Raw genomic sequence first — 20,860 nt, forward strand, 5'->3', positions numbered from 1 at the left:
AGATTCTTAATTAGTCGTACTATGACGATCCTGATTACTGGCGGAGCGGGTTTTATTGGCCATACGTTAACCAGCCATTTGCTGAGCCAGGGGCATACCGTGCTGCTGGTCGATAATTTCAACGAAAGCTACGACCCCGCCATAAAATGGCAGCATATCGAGTCATTAAGTCATCTGCCAAACTGGTCGCTCTTTCAGGGAGACATCCGTGACAAAAAATTTCTGCGTCAGATTTTTCGGACTCACGCGGTCGATGGTGTCATCCATCTGGCGGGATTGGCCGGTGTGCGCGCTTCGTTGCAGAACCCGGCGGCTTACTTCGACCATAACGTAAATGGCACCACCGTTCTGCTGGATGCCATGCGGGCGGCCAATGTCAAACGACTGGTGTTTGCCTCATCTTCATCTGTATATGGCGCACGAACGGGCGGAACGTTTCAGGAAACCGACCCTGCCGAGGATGCCGTTTCGCCATACGCCTTATCTAAGCGAGCGGCCGAACGAGTATGTCTGCGGCATCATCATTTATACGGGTTGAATGTTTTTTGCCTGCGGTTCTTTACCGTCTATGGGCCACAGCAACGGCCCGATATGGCCATTTCACGCTTCATTCATCAACTCTATACCAATCAGCCAATTTGCCTCTTCGGCGATGGGCTGAGTCAGCGCGATTATACCTACGTCGATGATATTGTCAGCGGTATCGGTCAGGCAATTGAGCGGGTGAAGGGCTACGAACTCATCAATCTGGGTAGTGCCAATCCCGTTACCCTGCTGGACCTGATTGCCCAGCTCGAACAGCTAACCAGGCAGCGTGTCCCTATCAACTGGTTATCCATGCAGCCCGGCGATGTTCCCTACACCCATGCGGCTATTGAGAAGGCCCGTCGGGTATTGGATTATCGACCAACGACCAATCTGTATGAAGGATTACGCAGAATGGTAGCCAGTTATCAGCAATCACAGCTACACGCAAGCCCACAGCTAACTCCAGGTTTATGAAACAGCCCTATGTATCGGTTGTTGTTTGTGCTTATAACGAAGCAGGAAACAGCAAACCCCTGATTGCTCAAATCAACGCGGCTTTACAAACGATTGATTTCGAGATCATCTATGTGAACGATGGGTCAACCGATGCAACTTTGGCCGAGCTAAAATCTATTCGGGATGAACGACTGACGATTCTCGATCTACAGAAAAACTATGGCCAGAGTGCTGCCCTTGCCGCCGGTATCGACGCGGCAATGGGCAAATTTATTGTTACGATGGATGGCGACCAGCAGAATGACCCGCTCGACATACTCCCCATGATTCGGGTAGCCGAAGATCTGGACATGGATCTGGTCGTAGGGCACCGGCAACATAGGCAGGACAATGGCTTGCTGCGCCGGTTTCCGAGTTGGCTGGCCAATGGGCTTATTCGCAAAACGGTTGGCCTGCGAATCAATGACAACGGTTGTGCGCTCAAGGTTTTCCGGGCCGATGTGGCCAAACGGATCAGGCTATATGGCGAACTGCATCGGTTCATCACCATACTGGCCCACTTCGACGGTGCCCGGATCATTCAGGTACCCGTCCGGCATCACCCGCGCCGGATTGGCCAATCCAAATACGGATTAGGGCGTACAGGCCGGGTTCTGAGCGACCTGCTTTTACTCGTATTCCTGAAACGATACCTGAACAAGCCTATGCACCTGTTTGGCGGCCTGGGTCTTTTGCTCCTGGTAAGCGGCTTTGGCCTGGCGATGCGTTTTCTATGGGGTAGCGATCAGAGTATGAATAGTCTTGATCGCTTTGCTCTTGGTATCGTCTGGCTACTGGCTGGTTTACAATTCCTGGCGTTCGGCCTGGTGCTTGATCTCCAGATGAGAACCTATCACGAATCACAGGGCAAAAAAACGTACATTGTTCGTCGTGTTTACAGGTCAGTGACGGCCGAACGGGTGCCGTTGTTTTAACCATATGCCGATACACTTAAACGGCTGTTAACGTCTGTTTGTAGCGACGGGAGAAACGTTCTGTAACCAAAAAAATTAATGGATTAGATAATATACCTATTGTGAGCATTTGCTATAAAATGCTCACATAACTGTAGTTCATAAGTTACGCGACAAATGGGTCGGCTCTGTGCATTAGCAAGAGCCGACCCACTTTTTTTGCCATACTTCATGCATCCTGTTACTACAAATAACACAATGGTAACGTTTTAGTAAGTAGCATTCAAAAAGAGGAATAATACAAAAACTAATCTTCCTACATTTTTTTTGAAAAGCATAATAGAATTATGAAACTAGCAATTTTTATTCGATAAATCGCTTAAAATGCCCGCTTTTTGGATAAAAAAGCTAAAATCAGGGCATTTCTACTATTTTTAACATGAAATTATCATTTTTTAATTTCGGTTAACTATAAGTATAATACAATTATTCTTATTGAAACAAGAAACCGTTTTCCTTCAAAAACTACCATATATCGGGTAAAAATTACTGGTTATCGAATAGAACCGACCACCCCCTTTTTAAGAAGCCAAATTTGATCAAGCAAACGCAAAAAGATCAAAAACATGGCAAATTATACTGCAACCAACAATACTCAAAACTCAACCATTCGCAGCTTCCGTGCTGTTGTTTTCGCAGCTCTGATCGCATTACTTTTCAACCTGACAAGCTGCAATCCAAAGGCCGATGCCATCAGCCCGGAAACCGAAACAATCGTTGCATCGAGTCTACGAGCTGTTGCCTCCAGCGACAGCAGCAATACACTGAAGGGCGTTGCTTCTTTCCCAATTGGCGCGGCTATCAACCCTCAACTCCTGGCGTCGAACGCACTATACAAGTCGGCTCTAGTAAAGAATTACAATAGCATCAGCACCGAGAACTGTGCTAAGATGAACCGGCTTCAGCCTAAAGCTGGCCAATTCAACTGGACTGATACAGACGCGCTGGTGAACTTTGCCAGGCAAAACAACATGAAAGTACATGGCCACACGCTGATCTGGCATGTAGCTGTACCAACTTGGGTTACCAATTTTCAAGGTGATTCTCTGGCCTGGGAAAAATTAATGAAAACCCACATCCAAACGGTTGTAGGTCACTACAAAGGCAGTATCAAATCCTGGGATGTTGTGAACGAAGCTTTTGAAGCAGATGGGTCATTACGGAAATCAATCTGGTATCAACATTTGGGGGCAGACTACATTGCTCGTTGTTTCCAGTACGCCCATGAAGCAGACCCACAGGCACTTCTCTTTTACAACGATAATAACTCTGTTTATCAGACTAAAAAGTCAGATGCTGTGTATGCCATGCTTAAAAACTTGAAACAGCGAAACATCCCCATAAACGGCGTTGGTTTACAAATGCATATCACGGTCAATACGTCAGAGTCGATCCTTACAAACGTTATTCGTCAATATGCAAGCACAGGTTTATTAATTCATATTTCCGAGTTAGATATTCGGATGAATTACAGCCTTTCAACAACATTTGTATTAACCGACGCCGTTAAAAATGCCCATGCCAGTAAATATAAAGCTATTGCAAAAATCTACAAAGGTGTCGTCGCAAAAGCACAACAGTTTGGTATTACCAACTGGAACCTTGGCGACAGTGATAGCTGGTTGTTAACAGAAAGCAAAAGCGAAGATCATCCACTTCTCTTCGATGAAAACTACAATCGAAAGTTATCCTTTTATGGCTTCATGCAAGGTTTGACTGAGTAAAATTAGAATTTAAGATCACGTATTGGGTTTGCCTAAAAAAGCTTCGGGTTAGTAGTCAAGACTACTAACCCGAAGCTTTTTTATAACCGTTAAGTTTTTGGTATTATTGCCTCAGTGCCCCCATCAGTCCTTTATAGGCCAGTTTCTTTTTATAGCCCGTATCAAACAGTAGTGGCGCATCGGGACACTTGCAATCGTTTACCAGATAACTGTCGTTATCGCCTACACTCCAGATTGTAATGCCATATTGCTGTTTTTTAGGAACTGCCGACTTGTAGGCTCTTACAATAGCCGCATACTTCTGTTGCTGTTGCTGTAATAAAACATCTGACACAATGAAGTCTTTTATTTTTTTGGCGTTTAGTCGAATATCCAGCTCCGAAATATGTATTTGTAAACCCGTAGACGCCATGTCATCAAGACAGTCCCTGAACTTGCTGTCAGAATTGTAAATCGATATATGAGCTTGTAAACCAATACCATTTATAGGAATTCCTCTCCGCTTAAACTCCATTACCATCGCCTTCACTGCAGCGGCCTTAAGCGGCTTAATGTCCAGACTAAAATCATTGTAGAATAGCAGCACATCAGGATCTGCTTCGTGGGCGTACTGGTAGCAACGAGCAACGTAGTCGGAACCTAAGTGCTCCAGCCAAATTGTTTTACGGAGAGAGCCGTCAGCTTCAAATGCTTCATTGACAACATCCCACGATTTAACGCGCCCCTTATAGTGGCGAATAACGGTTTGAATGTGACTTTTCAAGAGATTTTCCCACGCCAGTGAGTCCCCCTGGAATGTCTGTACCCAGTTGGGTACGGCTACATGCCAAACAAGCGTATGCCCATGCATACGCTTGTTTGTTTGACGGGCAAAATCAACCAGTGCATCTCCACCTGTCCAATTATATTGATTGGGTGCCACAAGAAGACGGTTCATCTTTAAGGCATTCTCAGACGTTAGACTGCTAAACTCCTGGTTAACGGTATGTCTGTAAGCCGAGTCTGTCATTAGCAACTTCACATCGACTGCTACCCCTATTGGGAACGGAGCGGCTTGTTGAAGCGTCATCCTGTCCTGTTCAGGATTCAGGGGCGCGTCTGCTGCCCGCCAGACAAAAGCGGGTATTAATAGTATGAAAAGCCAGCGCATATGAACGTGCGTTTTACTAACGATGAGATGTACCGCTTAAGCGCTTTTAAGCGCGGCAAGCTCCTGACGTTTTAACTGTTGAACACGTCGGAGGAAAACAACATTACCAATTACATAGCGTTTGAACAGCCGCCGGGGTTCAAGGAGCAACCGAAATGCCCATTCTACCCCCATCTGCCGAACCCAGTTAGGGGCTCTTTGTACTTTCTCGCCCCAGTAATCAATTATAGCCCCTCCATTAACAAGCACACAGGGGCTATCGAGTTGTTCTTTCAGAAAAATAGACAACCGCTCCTGTTTGGGCATGCCCATTCCCAAAATAACCACGTCTGGTTTAGCTTTCTGCATGATTGGCAGATAATCGGGGATGGCATGAAAGCCATGAGCCGTTAGAACAACGTTATGACCTTTTTGTTTTAAGAAATCGGCTGCTTGTTGCAGATAAGGCTCCTGTGTACCAATCAGTGCGATCCGTTTTCCTTTTGCCAGCTTGAGTAATTGAGGAATAGTATCCGTACCACACATGTTAATACCCGGCTCCCGGTCAAGGGTTTTATAAAGCATTTCTATCCCTTTTCCATCGCGCAACAGATAATCCGAATTTAGCAAAGCCTCTGCGAAATCATGGCTATCAAAGCACAGATTGAACGCATGAGCATTGATGTACGAAATGACCGTAGGGCCTGAACTGGCTAGCGCCTGATTAAATACCTGATCGGCAGCTGCAGCGTCTTCGATAAGATTGACTTTATCAATAATCGACTGGGTAGTGGGTTTAGCTACGGCGAGTAAGGTTTCCATGATGGTGTTTTAAGTTGATATTGTACGGATGAGTGATGTGCATAGCCCAAGCATCGAATGGTACACATTGGGCAGAAAGCAGTCGTTTGTTAAAGGAAAGGCAATAGCGTAGCGTATCCAGCATTTGAGTGCTGGTTAATTATACATTATCGCTAGTATGGTTATATTTTTATGCCTTGCCCAAGTCTGCGTTTAAAGGGATAAAGTGATGCAACTAGGCTGAGACAATCTCCAGACTAATCTTTTCTTTCAACTGGGTCATTCGCTCACGAGCCGCCTGTATCACCCACTCGATTTGCTCATCGACTGTGCGATAGGAGGTATCCAGCAAAATCGAATCATGCGCCCGGCGTAAAGGACTCACAGCACGCGTAGTATCATCATGATCACGTTTTTTGATGTTTTCCAGTATTTCATTCAATCCAACAATAGTCCCTTTAGCCAGCAGTTCGGCCTGTCGGCGTTCGGCCCGGATGAGTGGATCGGCCGTCATAAACACCTTAAGTTCCGCGTCAGGAAAGACGTGTGTACCAATGTCTCGTCCATCCATCACAATACCGCGCTTTTTGCCCATTTGGTGCTGGAGTGTCACCATAGACTGGCGTACCTGGGGCAGCGCACTAACCTTACTTACAGCATTGGCAACGTAGAGCATTCGAATCTCGCCTTCAACAGGATCGCCGTTCAAGTAGGTCTCATTTCGGCCCGTAACGGGGTCAAATCTGAACGATATGGAAATAGAATCAAGCGCCCGCCTAATGCCATCAGCATCGTCTAATTCGACCCCGTTTCGGAGAAAAAAAAGCGTAACCGCACGATACATAGCGCCGGTATCAATGTAGGCGTAGCCCAGGCGGGCTGCCACCTGTTTGGCTGTTGTACTTTTACCACAACTTGAATAGCCATCTACAGCAATAATTAAGGTTGGCGATGAATACAATAGATCAGTAATAGCAGTCATATTTCTTCAGGTTGAAAACGGTGTATTAGATGCTATTGGAATTGAGAATGTGAAAAGGAAAGACGGTTTTAATAACCGGCAACACAACTAGGGCATTCTATAATAAAGCCTTGCAATTATAAATAGTCGGAAAAAGTGCCTTTTTCAAAAATTGTGCATTTACCCCCTACTGTAGCGTCAATAATTTTGCGACCATTTTTTCTATAAAAATCACGAGCCAGCGCATACGAGTATTCTGATTTATCCAGATCAGGCAACTTCCACTTTATTCCTTTAGGGAAATAGTTTGGATCAAAATGGCTTTCATCTTTTTCATAATTCCTCACTTCTACTTTGGTAGCCATTCCTTTTTCTTTAAAGCTATGGTCCATACCAATAATTATCACTTCCTCAAAACCCATATAATAGGCTAATTGAAGACAGGCATAAGTTACGGTTCCGCCAAAGTGAGTTGGCTCCATTAGATTATCCTGAAAGAACGGATTAAATGAATAAGCTTCCTTCAGAAAATGTGCCTTAGGAAAATGCTTATAAAAACGCCAGTTAAAAAAAGTTTCGCAAGGCAGATTATTGAAATCCTCTTTAAACTGATCGAGTACTAACTCCTCAACACACGTTAAAAAAGTAGGCACAAAGCCGAGTTTATCAAAATAGATATAGAACCGATTCATACACATAGTGTATTCATCTTTCAAAACCGAAAGATCCATATCTTTTATGCTGGGCCCATTCGCTATCAAAAAGAGACGTTTACCTGCATAGCGGTTGTGTAGTTGCTGAAGGTAACTCCTGTTTTTTTGCCCCTGCTGGGACTGGTACCAAGCCTGGGTAAACGGTACCTCTTTCAACCGGCGCTCTACTGCTGGAAGAATTCGAGATGGAGATAGTCTGGTTAGATCGATCATACATATATTTTTTATAATTAAAAATTCTAATTACATGCACATTGAGATAATTAATAATAACCACTTAATAACTTTGCAATTTTGGCAACTGACTATTGGATGTATTTCTTACCATGTTAGTACTACTTTTAAAATTTTTACCATTTTTCGATCGACTAGTAGCATTTTCCGTAACTAATATAGGGCTGTTACCAACAAATTCAGCAAATAGAAATACAAAGAAAAGTATAAAATAATTTGGCGAGTAAAAACCGATTAATGTTTCTGTAATTCCTGCAAAAATATTAAAAGAAAAAAATCCAAATAGCAAAACATTTCCTTCGCGATTTATATTCCAAAATCTAGAAATTCGCTTAAATGTATTATAAATAACAAGAACGTAAACGACAAGACCTAAGTAACCATGATCAAAAAGTATTGTAAAAAAAGTATTGTGAGAAGTTTTCAAGTCACCATCAGTCCAAGTTGAAAATATACTAGACCAAGATGCGGAGACCCCTGAACCGAAATGTCCAAAATATCCAAATCCAATTAGATGAATAGGCTTAAATTCAATAAATTCCAACAAGCAAGCTGACCATATAAGAAATCTCGAATTTCCAGTAGCTAATTCTTCGCTGTTCCTTGTTATCGATTCGATAAAAGGAAGTACCATCATTAAGGGAACCATTAAGTATAAAAACAAAGGCCCTAAAACAATTAGATAAGTTAAGTATGGCATATTTTTAACATAAGCCTTTGATTTTTGCCATAATATTAAGGTAAAGCAAATTAATATTGGATAGTAAATAGATGCTCTTGAATCAATTAAAAGTAATGTCGCAAGAAATACTAAGCAACTTGCTATTGTTAATATTTTATATTTTTTTGTATTTGATACAAATAAAAGTACAAGACAAATAGTGAACATAGCTCCACTGATGACTGCATAATTATTCAAGCCCGTTGATAATGGAAATTGAACTCTATCTATATTGAGTCCAAAATATGACAACAATACTGCTTTTTTATTAACGACTTCGTCAGTCATAACACTTTCCTTAATTGATATGCCTGCAGCCCATAGTAAAAAATTAATTAAGCAATACAGGCAATATGGTAGAATAATAAATTTCGCCACTATATCAACAATGGAATAATTATATTTATTTTTATAGTAATGAAAAGCCGAGAATACTGCGCTAAATAGTAATACAGTGTTTATTGTTCTACTTATTGTAAAGCCAATAGTCTGGTCTGGAAAGTTTGAACGTACGTTACCTACTAATATTAGTAACAGTAGAAATATTGCCATTAAATTCTCTTTGATAGTCTTGAACAAATAGTTGCCATTACTAATGATCAAAAAATAAAAAAGCGCTAAAGCTGATGTAACTATTGGAAGAGTCTTAATCAATATAGACTCGGAGTAAGAGTTAACTTGTAGCAACGAAATTATTATAGCGAAAATAACAAGGTACATAGCTTCTTTGGCCTTAGCCTTTAAAAATCCGTTAAATTACCAATATATATTCATTTAGAATATTGACATCACCGATACATCCTTATGCTTCTTGTAGCAAGAACTCTCTTAATAATTCTGATTCATCAAACTGATTTATTTTGGAATTATTCGAATTGGTATCGGAGATATTATCCCAGTCAATTTCATCCATTTGAGCTAAACTAGTCACACGTATCGAACTAGTATAGGGTATAGAACCTAAGTAGCTATTAAGTGGCACAATCACTTTTTTATTTAATTGCATAGCCCGCCCCATGAATCCACTTGGTTTGTCATTGTTATAGTAACAATAAATAATGTCCAGCTTTTCCATAAAGTAAATCATCTCTTCATTACTCACATAACGATTGATCAATACAACATTATGTTTTATATCATTTCTCAAAAAAGATGAATCCCCTATTATGAAAAATCTGTACTTGTTTGATGTAAATATCCAATCAGATAATTCAGATAAATTTTTCTTAGCCTTACTAGTATTATTGAATATTAATACAGATTTAATCAGAGGATCTTCAATATATAAATTCAATAACTCCTTCGGCTGTTGATAGCCAACATTCAAATATGGCAAATCATAATATTGAAAATCGTAAGTAAGAAAGGACGTTATATCTTTCAACTTCCCCTCATAATCTGTCATTTTATGAATAGATATTAATTTTAAGCGATCAGATGACTTCAAAAGCTTGAATACGTTATACTTTGCTTTCTTTTTTATTAAACCCAATAAATTCCTATAATGTATACTTGGAATATTATTTTTGTTTATTAAAGATTCAACAGAAACAGATACCCCAAAGTTTTTTTTACTAAATAAGCTCCTTAAAAGTGACCAATACATGTCTTTATGGTCTATATTAAGGAAGATAACGTTTTGATTGTATCTGAATAATACTGTTAACTTTTCTTTAAAACTTCTAACAGTTTTTACCTCATGATTTTTTAAAAGATTATTCAAAAAACTTGAATAATCTTCGTAATGACCTTTTTTGTTTGGTATAAATATATTGAATATCATATCTTCAAAAAGTCTTCTAATGGTAAACGATCAAATAAATCAAGATGGCCGCCTGCGGTACAATTATATATTTGTCTTCCGTAGTTACTATACACTTCATTAGCCATTGAATAGCTGTACTCATTTTGGGGCAAATCTGGCAAGTGCCATTTTTGACCACTAGCAAAGTAATTTTTATCAAAGTGATTGTCATCTTGGCCATTAAAAACGGCAAGTGCGTTTGCAGGACCTTTATCTTTGAAATAATGATCGCATCCTATGAGGCCCACTTTACTAAATCCATAATGAAAGGCCAATTGGAGTGCAACATATGTTACAGTTCCGCCCTGATTCACACTTAATGAGCAATCTTTGGCAAATGTTTTTACTGGTGAAGAGTGTAAAAAGGTGACATTTTTTCTATTTTTAACTAGGTAAGCTCCTTTTTCATCTATGTAAAGTGGAATTTGTGTATCATTAAAAAAGTCATAATTCTGCTCGATAACCATGCTATTTACTGCCACTATTGCCGATGGACGAAAATTGCCTCGATCGAATAGTAGATTAATTTTATTTAATCCAAACGTAAAAACACCATCCAATTGTTGAAAATCCACTTTGTTCAAGCTCGGACCATTACAGATAATAATTGCTTTTTGGCCTTGATATTTATTTTTGACTGCTTGGAGTTTCTTTCTTGAATCCCAAGATAATTTATTAAAATCCCATTTGAGCCTATTCTTGATTAGCAAAGCAGCTTGACGATACGGGTTCAATGTATCCCTTAGTTGTAGATTTTGATTTTCCAGTAAGTCCATATAATATTAGATCAATTGAGTGGCTGAATAAATAATTAATAGTAACATTGGTAGAAGAGAGACTTTATACTCGAATTTAAAGACGCTCACATGTATAGATTTATAAGAATAATAAGCGGAGTACCAAGCGTAAAATCCTAAGTAGCCCGCTATCATACCAATTGGTATAGCATAAATTTGATATGAATTGATCAATAATAAGGTTACACCAATAAAAATTATTCCCGAAATCCCATCTGCAATATGACCAACAACATGGTTAGTTGTTAAATATAATTGCATATGCATAGCACCGTAACGATGTATAAAATAGGCAAGTGATAATAACAGCCATAATTCATTTGGAACAAATTTTATATCACTGTTAATATAGATAAGTAAGTAATTAGAAGTTAGCCCCACAGCAATTACACCTACGGTAAAAACAAGATGTGATAGAAACATTCCCCTCTGCGCTTTTTGAATTAATTGAGGCAGATCTCCCTGTATTCGCAAACGCGAATACAGGGGAATTTTACTATAAAATGGAGCCATTGAAATTTCTTTGATTTGCGCTATAATTCGTAGGGCAAGGAGATATGAAGCCACACTAGCACTATTTCCAACTTGGGCATATAACACGCTACTAAGATTACTTAGCCCATTTGACATAAAGCCTGATAATCCGCTCTTCCAGGCTACTGGCCAAATCTTTGAGAAAAATTGATAATCAAATGAATAGTTAGTTTTAATTTTTTTAAACTGACTGTCATCAACGGCTCTGCTCAGAAAGTAATTACGAACAACGGATAAAATAACCCACAATTGGTTAATAAATACTAAGAGTAGTAAACTATCATTAATTGTAAGAGCAATGATGCAGCATGTAATCGACGCGGTTGACGTAAGGGCTTCCCACCTTCTGACTAGAGCAATCTTGTTTAAGCCTTCCAGGTAATTTGAGTAAATAGAACCATAAAATCTGTAAGCAGAAGCTATTATAATTACACCCCAAGCCACCCACGCAGATCCATTATCTTTTACAAATGAAATAGGCCGCAACATTGACCAACTTCCTAATGTGATCATAATCAAAATGACAGCAATCGTAAGCCAGCTGTAAATGTGAGACATATTTGCATACACTTTCCCAATCAATTCCCAGTTCGGCGTATTTGAAAGTTTATTGGGTGTTTTTACGGAAACAACAGACGTGATCTCAGTTGCTCCTCCCATTGCGTAGGAGATTAACCGAATGAATGTATTTCTGAAGCCCATATCCAACAGCCCCTGTAAGGATATGATTGTTGAAAAGAGATACCACAAAGCAACCTCACCTTCGGAAAATCGCTTTAATATCAATGGAAGCACAACAAAAAGACTCAATGCCTTTGTTGAGTAACTCATCCACGTTGCTATCGTGGGCGAGTTCCATAGCTTATTGGCGATTAATTTGATTTGCATAGATAGATACCGGTTACGGCTATACGTATTGAATGAACTTAGATATTTTTATTAGTAGCCTATTTTTATAATTATACTTGTTTTAGTTGGGTGAGGATAAATCACCTCACCCAACACGTCGTTTATTATCTCATAGTGTTACTACAAATCTTTCAACACCGAGCTAATGCCTCCGTCGAGCGTCAGGTTGGCGCCGTGAATGAAACCGGAGCTTTCCGAGGCCAGGAACAAGGCCATTTTAGCCACGTCGTTCGGGCTGCCAATACGCTGTACGGGGTGAATTTTCCGTAGTTCATCCAGCGCACCCTGGTTACCATCAAATCCCGCCAGGAGCATGTCTGTTTCAATGGCCGCCGGACTGATAGCATTGACCCGAACACGGCCTTCGAGGTCTACCGCCAACGCTCTGGTCAGGCCAATAAGCGCACTCTTCGACGTGGCATAGCTGATAAACCGCCGTTTGGTGAGTTGCTGGTGAATGCTGCCAATATTAATGATGCAGCCATTTACCTCTTCCAGCGATTCCAGAAAGTGCTGGCCGAGTAGTAAGGGGCCGGTCAGATTTACCGTCATGGTATGGTTCCAATCGTCCAGTTTCAAGTCGGCCAGGCTATCCAATAACTGCACCGCAGCATTGTTGATCAGTACGTGGAGTTCCGGAATCAACGCATTGAAATTGCGCTTCCACTCGTTCCGGTACTCCTCATCGGTGCTGAACTTGTGCAGGTCGAACTGGATCAGGCGGTCGGCTTCATGCCGCTCAGAATTCTGAATATCAAGTCCATAAACATAAAAACCAGCTTCCCGAAAGGCCAGCGCCAGGGCGCTGCCAATACCACCTAATACGCCCGTAATCAGTACTTTTTTCATCATCTTACGCAGTTACGCCAACTTCCAGAAACTCGAATATGGTACGGATGGCCTGATGGCTGGCGCGTCGAACGCCCTGTATGGTGTTGGAGCCGTTATGGGTTCCGAACATGCACCGGTCAAACGTCCGTAGCTCGGAGTCCATTGGCAGCGGTTCTACTTCGAATACATCCAGACCAGCCGAGTGTACTTTGCCACTTTTCAGGCCCGCTATTAAGGCGGCTTCGTCGATAATTGGCCCTCTGGACACGTTCACAATGCGAACACCATCTTTCATGCGCTGGATTGTTTCGGCATTGATCATGTGTTTGGTACCCGCTGTCAGAGCGCAGGTCGTCACCACGAAATCAGCGGTTTCCAGGTCTTCAGGAAAGGATAGAAAACGATAGGCTTCTTCGTCGGCTTCTGTGCGGCTGGCAAATGGATCGTACACATTGATGTGCATATCGAAGGCTTTCAGAAAACGAGCCGTTGCCTTGCCGATGTCGCCAAAACCAACCAGTGCCACGGTATGACTTGCCAGCGACATACCCGCCGGTTTCACCCAGTTGCCCGCCCGAACTTCGCGGTCGATGTAATAGGTTTGCCGGGCCAGTCCCAGAACGTATGATACGGCGATGGTGGCTACTTCGGCACCAAACATCAGGGGTGTGTTAATAATGGGAATATCAAGGGCTTTGCAGGCCTTAAAATCGACGTTGTCGACACCAATACCCCACTTAACGGCCGCTTTCAGTTTACCGGCTTTGCCCGCTTTAAACACGCGTTCGGTAGCCGGGTCGTCACCAATAATCCAGCCATCGACCGTTGGTACAAGGTCAATTAGTTCTTCTTCCGACAATACCTGAACAACATTGGGCGCGATCACCTCAATGCCTGCCTCCTCAAAAATGGGCAGAAATTCTGCCAGTTGCCCCAGCATGGGTGGGCATGTGATTAAGACTTTCATAGGGCCATTTCAGGATAAAGTTCGGTAAAGAGGAATTCAGCTACTTTAAAGTTCAGTTCAACGTCAATGTCCTGCGCTTCGATTTCAGCGATTTCGTACATGAAAGGCCGGTCGCCAATCCGATTGCCTTTCTGAAGCAGTGTTTCTTTTTTGAAAATATACATGCAGGAATTCTCCATATAAACGGGAGGTAAATCCTGCGTACGGAGCAGAATATTGGAGTTATGGTTGATGGCCCGCGCTAACGGATCCCATAAACGTGTCTGCATACGTGTCACGCCAAACAGGGTATCGTATACAGGATATTGATTCAGAAATTGCTTTACGCCTTTCTCAACAGTTTCGGCAGAGAGGAGCGGATTTGTGCTGTGGGTCTGTAAGTAAAAATCGGCAGGAACCTGTTCGCAGGTATTGAGCAGCACATTGTTCATCGGGATAGACCCGTCGCGCAGGTGTTGCGGGCGTTCCAGAATCGTTACGGATGGGTAATAAATCTCAGCCTGTTCGATAACGGTGGGGCTGTCGGTGTCAATAACAACCTGAGTAATTGACGGGCATTCCAGTAAGGTATCAATGATGCGATGAAAAAGAGGCTTACCGGCAAAGTCACGGTAGTTTTTTCCAGGAACGCGTTCGCTGGAATGACGCATAGGAACAATAGCAGCAACTGAGTAAGACATAAGCTAGTATTGATGTTAGTATAAAGTATAGATTAATAATTTCGATACAGTAATGCGCGGCCTAAGCCGCTGACGTGTTGACGTTTGCTAGTCGTACGCAATTTGTTTCATGAGTGTCTGAACCGATTGGTCCGCTCGCTCGCGCCGGAAAAACTCGTTCGGATAATAGAACCGCTCCCGCAATGTGCGGTCAAGCGTACCGATAAAGCGATACCCTTGGTAAGTGCCCCAAAACTGGAGTACCCGAAAAACAGGTATGTCAAAAACATTGGTCAGAAACGTACCCTCATGTGCGGCAGCGATGTAGTCGCTCAGAATGTTGGTAGCCGACAGATAGACGAAATTCCAGGCGTTGAACCGAGCGTGCGGTTTAAGCCGTTTAAACGCAATGGCTTCCCGATAATATCGGTTGTAAATTTTGCGGGGTGTTTCTTCGTGCACGTGTACAATGACAGCATCGGCATCATAAGCAATTTTGTAGCCTTGCTGTTGAATGGTACCGGCCCAGTGCAAATCTTCAAGTCCGGTCAGGGACTCGTCATACGACATCTGTTCCCAGAGTGAGCGACGGATAGCCGTGTTCGCGTTGTTACAAAATGGAATCGGCTGGTCGTAGTTGGAAACAGCCGGAAACCATTTGGCAAATAGCTGCTGTTCGGAGAATTTGCTCAGGTGATTGCCAATCTGCCGACCGTAGGTCAAACCTACTTTGGCATCGTCGAAAGGGGCCAGCATCCGATCAATCCAGTTGGTATAAACCGGATATACGTGTGCACTGGCAAAAAGCAGAATATCGCCGGTAGCACGCTGGCAACCCAAGTTCAGCGCCCGCCCGAATGAAAACTGATCCGGACGAATTCGAACAACTTTAGCGCCTTTTTCCTCGGCAATCTGAACGGTATTATCTGTTGACCCTGAATCTACCAGTATAATTTCTACAGTATGTTGACTCTCCCGGCAGGCGATACCGTCCAGTAGTTTACCAATATGTTTTTCTTCGTTAAATGCGCGAATAATGATACTACATTTCATGATTACCAGGCTTTTTTATCTCCCTTGACTGTACTCATTACTGTCCACCAGCAAATCTTTATATCCAATAGCAAAGACCGGTTAGCGATGTACCAGCGGTCCAGACGAACCCGGTGTTCCATTTTCTGAAGCGTATCGGTTTCTCCCCGGCATCCCCGCACCTGCGCCAGTCCCGTTATTCCGGGTTTCACAGCGTATCGCTCCGGATAATTAGGAAGCGAATACCAGTGTTGAGCATCCAGTGGAATGGGGTGCGGCCGTGGACCTACGATACTCATATCGCCCAGGAGAACATTCAGAAATTGGGGCAGCTCATCTAAATTGGTTCTGCGCAACAGCTGCCCCAGCTTCGTGATTCGTGAGTCGTTTCTAGCCGCCTGCCGAAACTCCGCTTCGGGTCGGCTGATCATCGTTCTGAGCTTGAAACACCGGAACTGGCGACCGTTGCGGCCAGTGCGCAGTTGAACAAACAACATAGGCCCAGGTGAATTGAACCGAATGGCAAGTCCAAGAATTGGCAGTAGCCAGGAGAGAACAAAAAGGCTGACCAATAAGGAGAAACTGATGTCAAATATTCGTTTAAGTACGATTCCCGTTTCGGTGGCCGAGGCTGTAAAAACCTCGGCCTCACTATCTATATACGGGCTGGTGTCGGAGAAAGAGGCATTACTAAGCATGATATTTTTGATTAGCTTTTCATGGGATAGACGTTAACTAGGATAAGGCCTTCCGGGATTTCCGGGCCGACTTATCTTCTTCGTAGTATTCACCGTAACTGTAACTGTAGTAATAGGACTCACCATCATCAACGGCATTCAAAATGACGTTCAGGTTATTGAATCGGTGCTCTTTATACAGTGTATCGACCATTTTGAGGTGAGTCTTCGGCGTAATATCATGTCGAACCATGTAAAGCGTTGCATCGGCAAAAGGCGCAATTACCTGAGCATCCGTTACCAGGCCAATTGGGGGTGAATCGACAATGATGTAGGCAAAACGGGCCTTCAATTCGTCAAATAACTGGGCCAGATAAGGGCCGTTGAGTAATTCTGAAGGGTTTGGCGGCAGCGGACCACAGGGAATCAGAAAGTAGTTCGGGAATCCTTCAATCGGTTGCAGCACGTCGTCGAGGGTGGCTTCGCCAATCAGGTAATTACTGATCCCTACCGAGTTGCGCATACCTAACGACATATGCAGCTTCGGTTTCCGCAAGTCCATCTCCAGAATAACCGTTGGACGATCTACCAGGGCCAGACTGGCACCCAGGTTCATCGACATAAACGACTTGCCCTCACCACTAATGCTGGACGTGAACAGGATAATTTGACTACCCGTTGGGTTACTGCGCAGGAATTGCAGATTTGTCCGCAGGGCCCGTATCTGTTCGGCAATAACCGAGCGGCTTTTAGAGACAACCACGAGTGCCTTCTTGCCATCAGATTTAACGACTTCACCCAGGATGGGGACTTGCGAAGCATCTTCCACATCCGAACGGCGACGAACCCGGTTGTTCAGCATATCGCCGGAAGCCAGCACACCAATTGGCATCAGTAAACCAACAATGCCAAACAGCAGGAACGTAAGTGCTTTTACAGGTTTTATAGGATCCGCTTCGTGACGTGGCAGATCAACCGTACGGCTATCGGGCAATGCAGAGGCATAGGACAGAGCGGTCTCTTCACGTTTTTGCAGCAGGTACGTATACAGGTTATTTTTGATGGCCTGCTGGCGTGTAATGTTCATCAACGCCCGCTCTTTGTGAGGCACAGTGCGCACCATGCTTTCGAGCTTCCGATTTGTTGTTGAAAGCTGGCCCTTTGTGCTGTTGAGCTGTTGCTTAATGGACTGGATATTTTCCGAGATGCTTTCCTTCGTAGCTTTTATCTGGCCATCAAGGGTTTGAAGCAGCGGATTTTTCTCTGACGTCGTACGCGCCAGCACATCATGCTGAAGTTCAAGCTCAGATACCTTTGTTACCAGGCCAACCAGAACAGGATCACTCAGGCTCAGCGTAGCAGGCGTAGTGCCCCGGCTGGATGCTTTACTGTCAACGTATTTTTCAATATCGTTCAGTGAACTCAGTTGAATATTTACCTGATTGAGTTTGGTATCATTGTCCTGCACTGTCATCAGAAACGATTGTGCCTGCGTGCTCAGGTCGGTGATACCCTGTTGCGTTTTGTATTGCTCAACATCTTTTTCAACAGTAGTCAGCTCACCCGATATTAAGCTTAGACGGTCCTCAATGAAACTCAGTGTACTGGCCGCCAATAAATTTTTATCGACAAGAGCCGCCTGGTTATATTCATCAATGAGCTGGGCCAGTATCGCTTCACCTTTAGCCGGTACGGCTTCTTCGAGGGTTATCTGCAACACCGTCGATGCTTTGCTGGTAGTTTCTACGGTCAGCAGTTTTAAATAACCATTTACCGTTTCCGTGCGGGGCGATACTTTAATTTTCATTGGCTCCATTGACGCCATCAGCGGTTTTTTGGCAAACACGCGCAGCCGGCCATAGGGCGTATGAATAGACTGGTTAACCGGATAAACCTTGTCATTGATACGGACATGACTCTTGTCGATCACGGTAAGCAAAAGCTTATCTTCATACAGCTCCGACGTTGGACGCTCCACGATGAAACGGAATGGTACATTACCATAAACTTCTTCGTCGATAGTAGCCGTCGGCATAAAATATTGCACATCAAGATCAAGACGATTTACCACCTTATCCATAAGGGTAAACGAACGTATGATCTCAACTTCATTTTCAACCGTTTTCTTCGGAGCCAGAATATCCATTTCCTTCAGGATGCTTTCTCCGTCAAGGCCTTTTTTCTCGTCCTTGATGAGTAAACTGGCCTGAATTTTATAGATAGGCGTTTTATATTGCAAATAGACGTAACCCGCAGCTCCCGCCAGAGTCAGTGAAAGTGCAAACCACTTCCAATGCTTCAGATAGCGAAGCAGTATTACCCGCAGATTGGGCTCATTCTCTGTGCTATAAACCTGATAAGGCGTATATGAGTAGGCATTTTCTGACATATATATATTATTTAAAGCGACTAAATATGATAGCTAAAAAAGAAAGTGCACTTATAGCAATAGGTAATAACTGGTAGGTTCTGTCGGCAGTGGCTACGCGGGCGCGGCCGGGCTCAACGTAGATCACATCATTAGGGCGCAGGTAATAGTTTTGAGAACGAAACAGGTCACGATTGGTAAGGTCAATGCGGGTAAAAGTCCGCTGGCCGTTCACTTCCCGAATGAGCAGGACATTTTCGCGTCGACCATAGATCGTGATATCGCCAGCCAGACTCAGCGCTTCCAACATCGTAATCCGTTCATTGGGAATCGTGAAGAGCGATGGACGAGCAACTTCGCCCATGACCGAAACCCTGAAATTCTGGTTCCGGATATTGACGGTCGGCTCTTTGAGGTAGTCCTTGAGTTTTTCGCGGATGCGGTCAGAAGCCTGCGCGGTAGTTAATCCGCCAATGGCTATTTTACCAATCAGGGGCAATTCAAGCGTACCGTCTGGATTGACCAGATACCCCGTTAATTCTGGCAGTGCTGTCATGGTCGGCGTCATCATCCGATCAATTGGCATGGTAGCCGATGGGGGGTTGAAGAACGTAGTCGCTTCCGGGCTTAAGCTACTTACCCGCACAGTCAGAACATCGCCCGGTTGCACTGTCGGAACAAACCGATCCATTAATTTAATGGAGTCAGACGCGGCTACTTGATCCTGGAAGTAAACTAACTTTTTAGAAGAAATGCAGCCTGAGACAAGTGAGGTTAAGGCTATTCCGATTACTAAAGACAGTTTTTTGAGAGAAGAGGATAATACCATAAAGTGGCAGGCTTGGCTAAGTAAAACAGGATGAGAAATAGTAAGAATGTTTGAACAGATCAGGCTTCTATATGTTAGTTACCCTTTAGTTATGTATTGTTATTTTTTGACTATAAAAACCGATCATATATGATCATAATACTTGTATGTTTTAGGCACAATATCTTGTTATCAGTTTCCAAATATATAGCATCTTTTCTATAGTAACAAGGATTTGAGTATATATTATATTAACAGTTTAAATAATTCATAAACAATTTATTGACTGCATTTCAGTAATATAATTATTTTTTGGTTTAATATTTAAAAATGAAGGATATACTAAACTGTTATCTATACTTATGATACTATAAAGTTGTAATTTAATACTTACTAATATAAATATTATACACTATAGTATTCTTTTTATAATTTCACTACTTTAACTGCATTATTTATAAAATTATTTTTACTAATAGTTGTACAAAATACATATTAGGCGGTTTTATGCTTAGCGTAAGTTTAAAAAAGTTGCATATTTGCAAAAGCCACTATACATATACTATGAATTTACAGACTTCATTAAATATATTACAAAATAGACAATGGAACTTAGTCAATTCAGGTCCCTCCTGCAACATATATCATTCTGATAATCAACATCTTATTACTCCACTGAAAAGCGTTGGCAGAATACCGTCGGGTACTATCGACTCCATGTTTCGGTCTGTTTACAACGCACGAGAAATCGGTTGTCCAACGATAAGTAAGAATGCTAAACCGTTGCCTGTGTTAACAATCATCCTTGAAAAACAGGCAAGCCAATTTTGGGGGCGTATTGAGCGGAAGAATTTATTGGCTATTACTACGGGCAATACACCCGAGATCGTTGCTAAAAAGCTAAGTTCGCAACTAAGGGAATTTACAAACTACCTTGGTTCACACAGCAGCGAGGAGTTTATGCTGTCTGGCGATTTTACATTTAATTACTTATACGATATGACTCGCGTTAGAGAGTTATTCCAGCAATTCAGAATTAGCTCTTTAGCTGAACAAGCTAATATCTCACCAGATACGCTAAGTCAGTTCATGACCAGTAAACAGCATCCTTCTTATCAGCAAGCCCAGCAGATAGAAGAACTCATCCAGCAGTTTGGCCGGGAAATGATAAATTTTTCACTCCTGTAAGTACAC

At 42.6% G+C, this 20,860-nt stretch carries 19 protein-coding genes; 4 read left to right on the forward strand and 15 right to left on the reverse strand.

Annotation, left to right across the window (positions count from 1 at the left end; genetic code table 11):
* The first annotated feature begins 21 nt into the window (after positions 1-21).
* The 3 genes from CWM47_RS22990 to CWM47_RS23000 all read left to right on the forward strand — a co-directional run bounded on the left by CWM47_RS22990 (position 22) and on the right by CWM47_RS23000 (position 3,721).
* Positions 22-1,002: an NAD-dependent epimerase/dehydratase family protein gene (locus tag CWM47_RS22990; RefSeq protein WP_100990521.1), complete on the forward strand. Its 981-nt coding sequence runs from the start codon at positions 22-24 to the stop codon at positions 1,000-1,002.
* A complete protein-coding gene (locus CWM47_RS22995) occupies positions 999-1,958 on the forward strand; it encodes a glycosyltransferase (protein WP_100990522.1) in 960 nt (319 codons plus the stop codon). Before CWM47_RS22990 ends, CWM47_RS22995 begins: the two co-directional genes overlap by 4 nt.
* A gap of 605 nt (positions 1,959-2,563) precedes the next feature.
* Entirely contained in the window at positions 2,564-3,721 is a 1,158-nt protein-coding gene (locus CWM47_RS23000) for an endo-1,4-beta-xylanase (protein WP_100990523.1), read from the forward strand.
* 103 nt (positions 3,722-3,824) lie between these two features.
* Here the strand turns inward: CWM47_RS23000 and CWM47_RS23005 are convergent, their stop codons facing one another.
* From CWM47_RS23005 to CWM47_RS23075, 15 genes are all read right to left on the reverse strand, one after another.
* Positions 3,825-4,871, reverse strand: coding sequence for an endo-1,4-beta-xylanase (locus CWM47_RS23005; RefSeq protein WP_100990524.1), 1,047 nt, complete (start codon positions 4,869-4,871; stop codon positions 3,825-3,827).
* A gap of 36 nt (positions 4,872-4,907) precedes the next feature.
* Positions 4,908-5,672, reverse strand: a complete 765-nt coding sequence (locus CWM47_RS23010) for a WecB/TagA/CpsF family glycosyltransferase (protein ID WP_100990525.1) — start codon at positions 5,670-5,672, stop codon at positions 4,908-4,910.
* Between the two features lie 214 nt (positions 5,673-5,886).
* On the reverse strand, positions 5,887-6,633 hold the full coding sequence (gene cmk, locus CWM47_RS23015) for a (d)CMP kinase (RefSeq protein WP_100990526.1): 747 nt from the start codon (positions 6,631-6,633) through the stop codon (positions 5,887-5,889).
* A 116-nt stretch (positions 6,634-6,749) separates the two neighbouring features.
* On the reverse strand, positions 6,750-7,538 hold the full coding sequence (locus CWM47_RS23020) for a 6-hydroxymethylpterin diphosphokinase MptE-like protein (protein WP_100990527.1): 789 nt from the start codon (positions 7,536-7,538) through the stop codon (positions 6,750-6,752).
* 64 nt (positions 7,539-7,602) lie between these two features.
* Positions 7,603-8,934: an O-antigen ligase family protein gene (locus CWM47_RS23025; RefSeq protein ID WP_157816048.1), complete on the reverse strand. Its 1,332-nt coding sequence runs from the start codon at positions 8,932-8,934 to the stop codon at positions 7,603-7,605.
* A gap of 148 nt (positions 8,935-9,082) precedes the next feature.
* Entirely contained in the window at positions 9,083-10,063 is a 981-nt protein-coding gene (locus tag CWM47_RS23030; protein ID WP_100990529.1) for a hypothetical protein, read from the reverse strand.
* Positions 10,060-10,860, reverse strand: a complete 801-nt coding sequence (locus CWM47_RS23035; RefSeq protein ID WP_100990530.1) for a 6-hydroxymethylpterin diphosphokinase MptE-like protein — start codon at positions 10,858-10,860, stop codon at positions 10,060-10,062. Before CWM47_RS23035 ends, CWM47_RS23030 begins: the two co-directional genes overlap by 4 nt.
* A 6-nt stretch (positions 10,861-10,866) precedes the next feature.
* Entirely contained in the window at positions 10,867-12,303 is a 1,437-nt protein-coding gene (locus CWM47_RS23040; protein ID WP_100990531.1) for a polysaccharide biosynthesis protein, read from the reverse strand.
* 141 nt (positions 12,304-12,444) lie between these two features.
* The gene (locus CWM47_RS23045) at positions 12,445-13,176 is read right to left on the reverse strand and encodes an SDR family NAD(P)-dependent oxidoreductase (RefSeq protein ID WP_100990532.1); all 732 of its coding nucleotides are present in this window, start codon (positions 13,174-13,176) and stop codon (positions 12,445-12,447) included.
* Between the two features lies 1 nt (position 13,177).
* Positions 13,178-14,122: a phosphoglycerate dehydrogenase gene (locus CWM47_RS23050; protein WP_100990533.1), complete on the reverse strand. Its 945-nt coding sequence runs from the start codon at positions 14,120-14,122 to the stop codon at positions 13,178-13,180.
* Complete coding sequence (locus CWM47_RS23055; protein ID WP_100990534.1) at positions 14,119-14,802, reverse strand: acylneuraminate cytidylyltransferase family protein; 684 nt, start codon at positions 14,800-14,802, stop codon at positions 14,119-14,121. The genes CWM47_RS23050 and CWM47_RS23055 overlap by 4 nt, the downstream gene beginning before the upstream one ends.
* An 87-nt stretch (positions 14,803-14,889) precedes the next feature.
* Positions 14,890-15,834 carry a glycosyltransferase gene (locus tag CWM47_RS23060; RefSeq protein WP_100990535.1) on the reverse strand — a complete coding sequence of 315 codons (945 nt, stop codon included), beginning with the start codon at positions 15,832-15,834 and terminating at the stop codon, positions 14,890-14,892.
* A 2-nt stretch (positions 15,835-15,836) separates the two neighbouring features.
* A complete protein-coding gene (locus CWM47_RS23065; RefSeq protein WP_100990536.1) occupies positions 15,837-16,511 on the reverse strand; it encodes a sugar transferase in 675 nt (224 codons plus the stop codon).
* Between the two features lie 37 nt (positions 16,512-16,548).
* Positions 16,549-18,879, reverse strand: coding sequence for a GumC family protein (locus CWM47_RS23070; protein ID WP_100990537.1), 2,331 nt, complete (start codon positions 18,877-18,879; stop codon positions 16,549-16,551).
* A 7-nt stretch (positions 18,880-18,886) separates the two neighbouring features.
* Positions 18,887-19,549, reverse strand: coding sequence for a polysaccharide biosynthesis/export family protein (locus CWM47_RS23075; RefSeq protein ID WP_240625407.1), 663 nt, complete (start codon positions 19,547-19,549; stop codon positions 18,887-18,889).
* A gap of 681 nt (positions 19,550-20,230) precedes the next feature.
* On the opposite strand from CWM47_RS23075, the gene CWM47_RS23080 reads away from it, so the two are divergent.
* Entirely contained in the window at positions 20,231-20,854 is a 624-nt protein-coding gene (locus tag CWM47_RS23080) for a hypothetical protein (RefSeq protein WP_157816049.1), read from the forward strand.
* Positions 20,855-20,860 lie beyond the last annotated feature (6 nt).

Source organism: Spirosoma pollinicola, assembly GCF_002831565.1.
Classification (GTDB): domain Bacteria; phylum Bacteroidota; class Bacteroidia; order Cytophagales; family Spirosomataceae; genus Spirosoma; species Spirosoma pollinicola.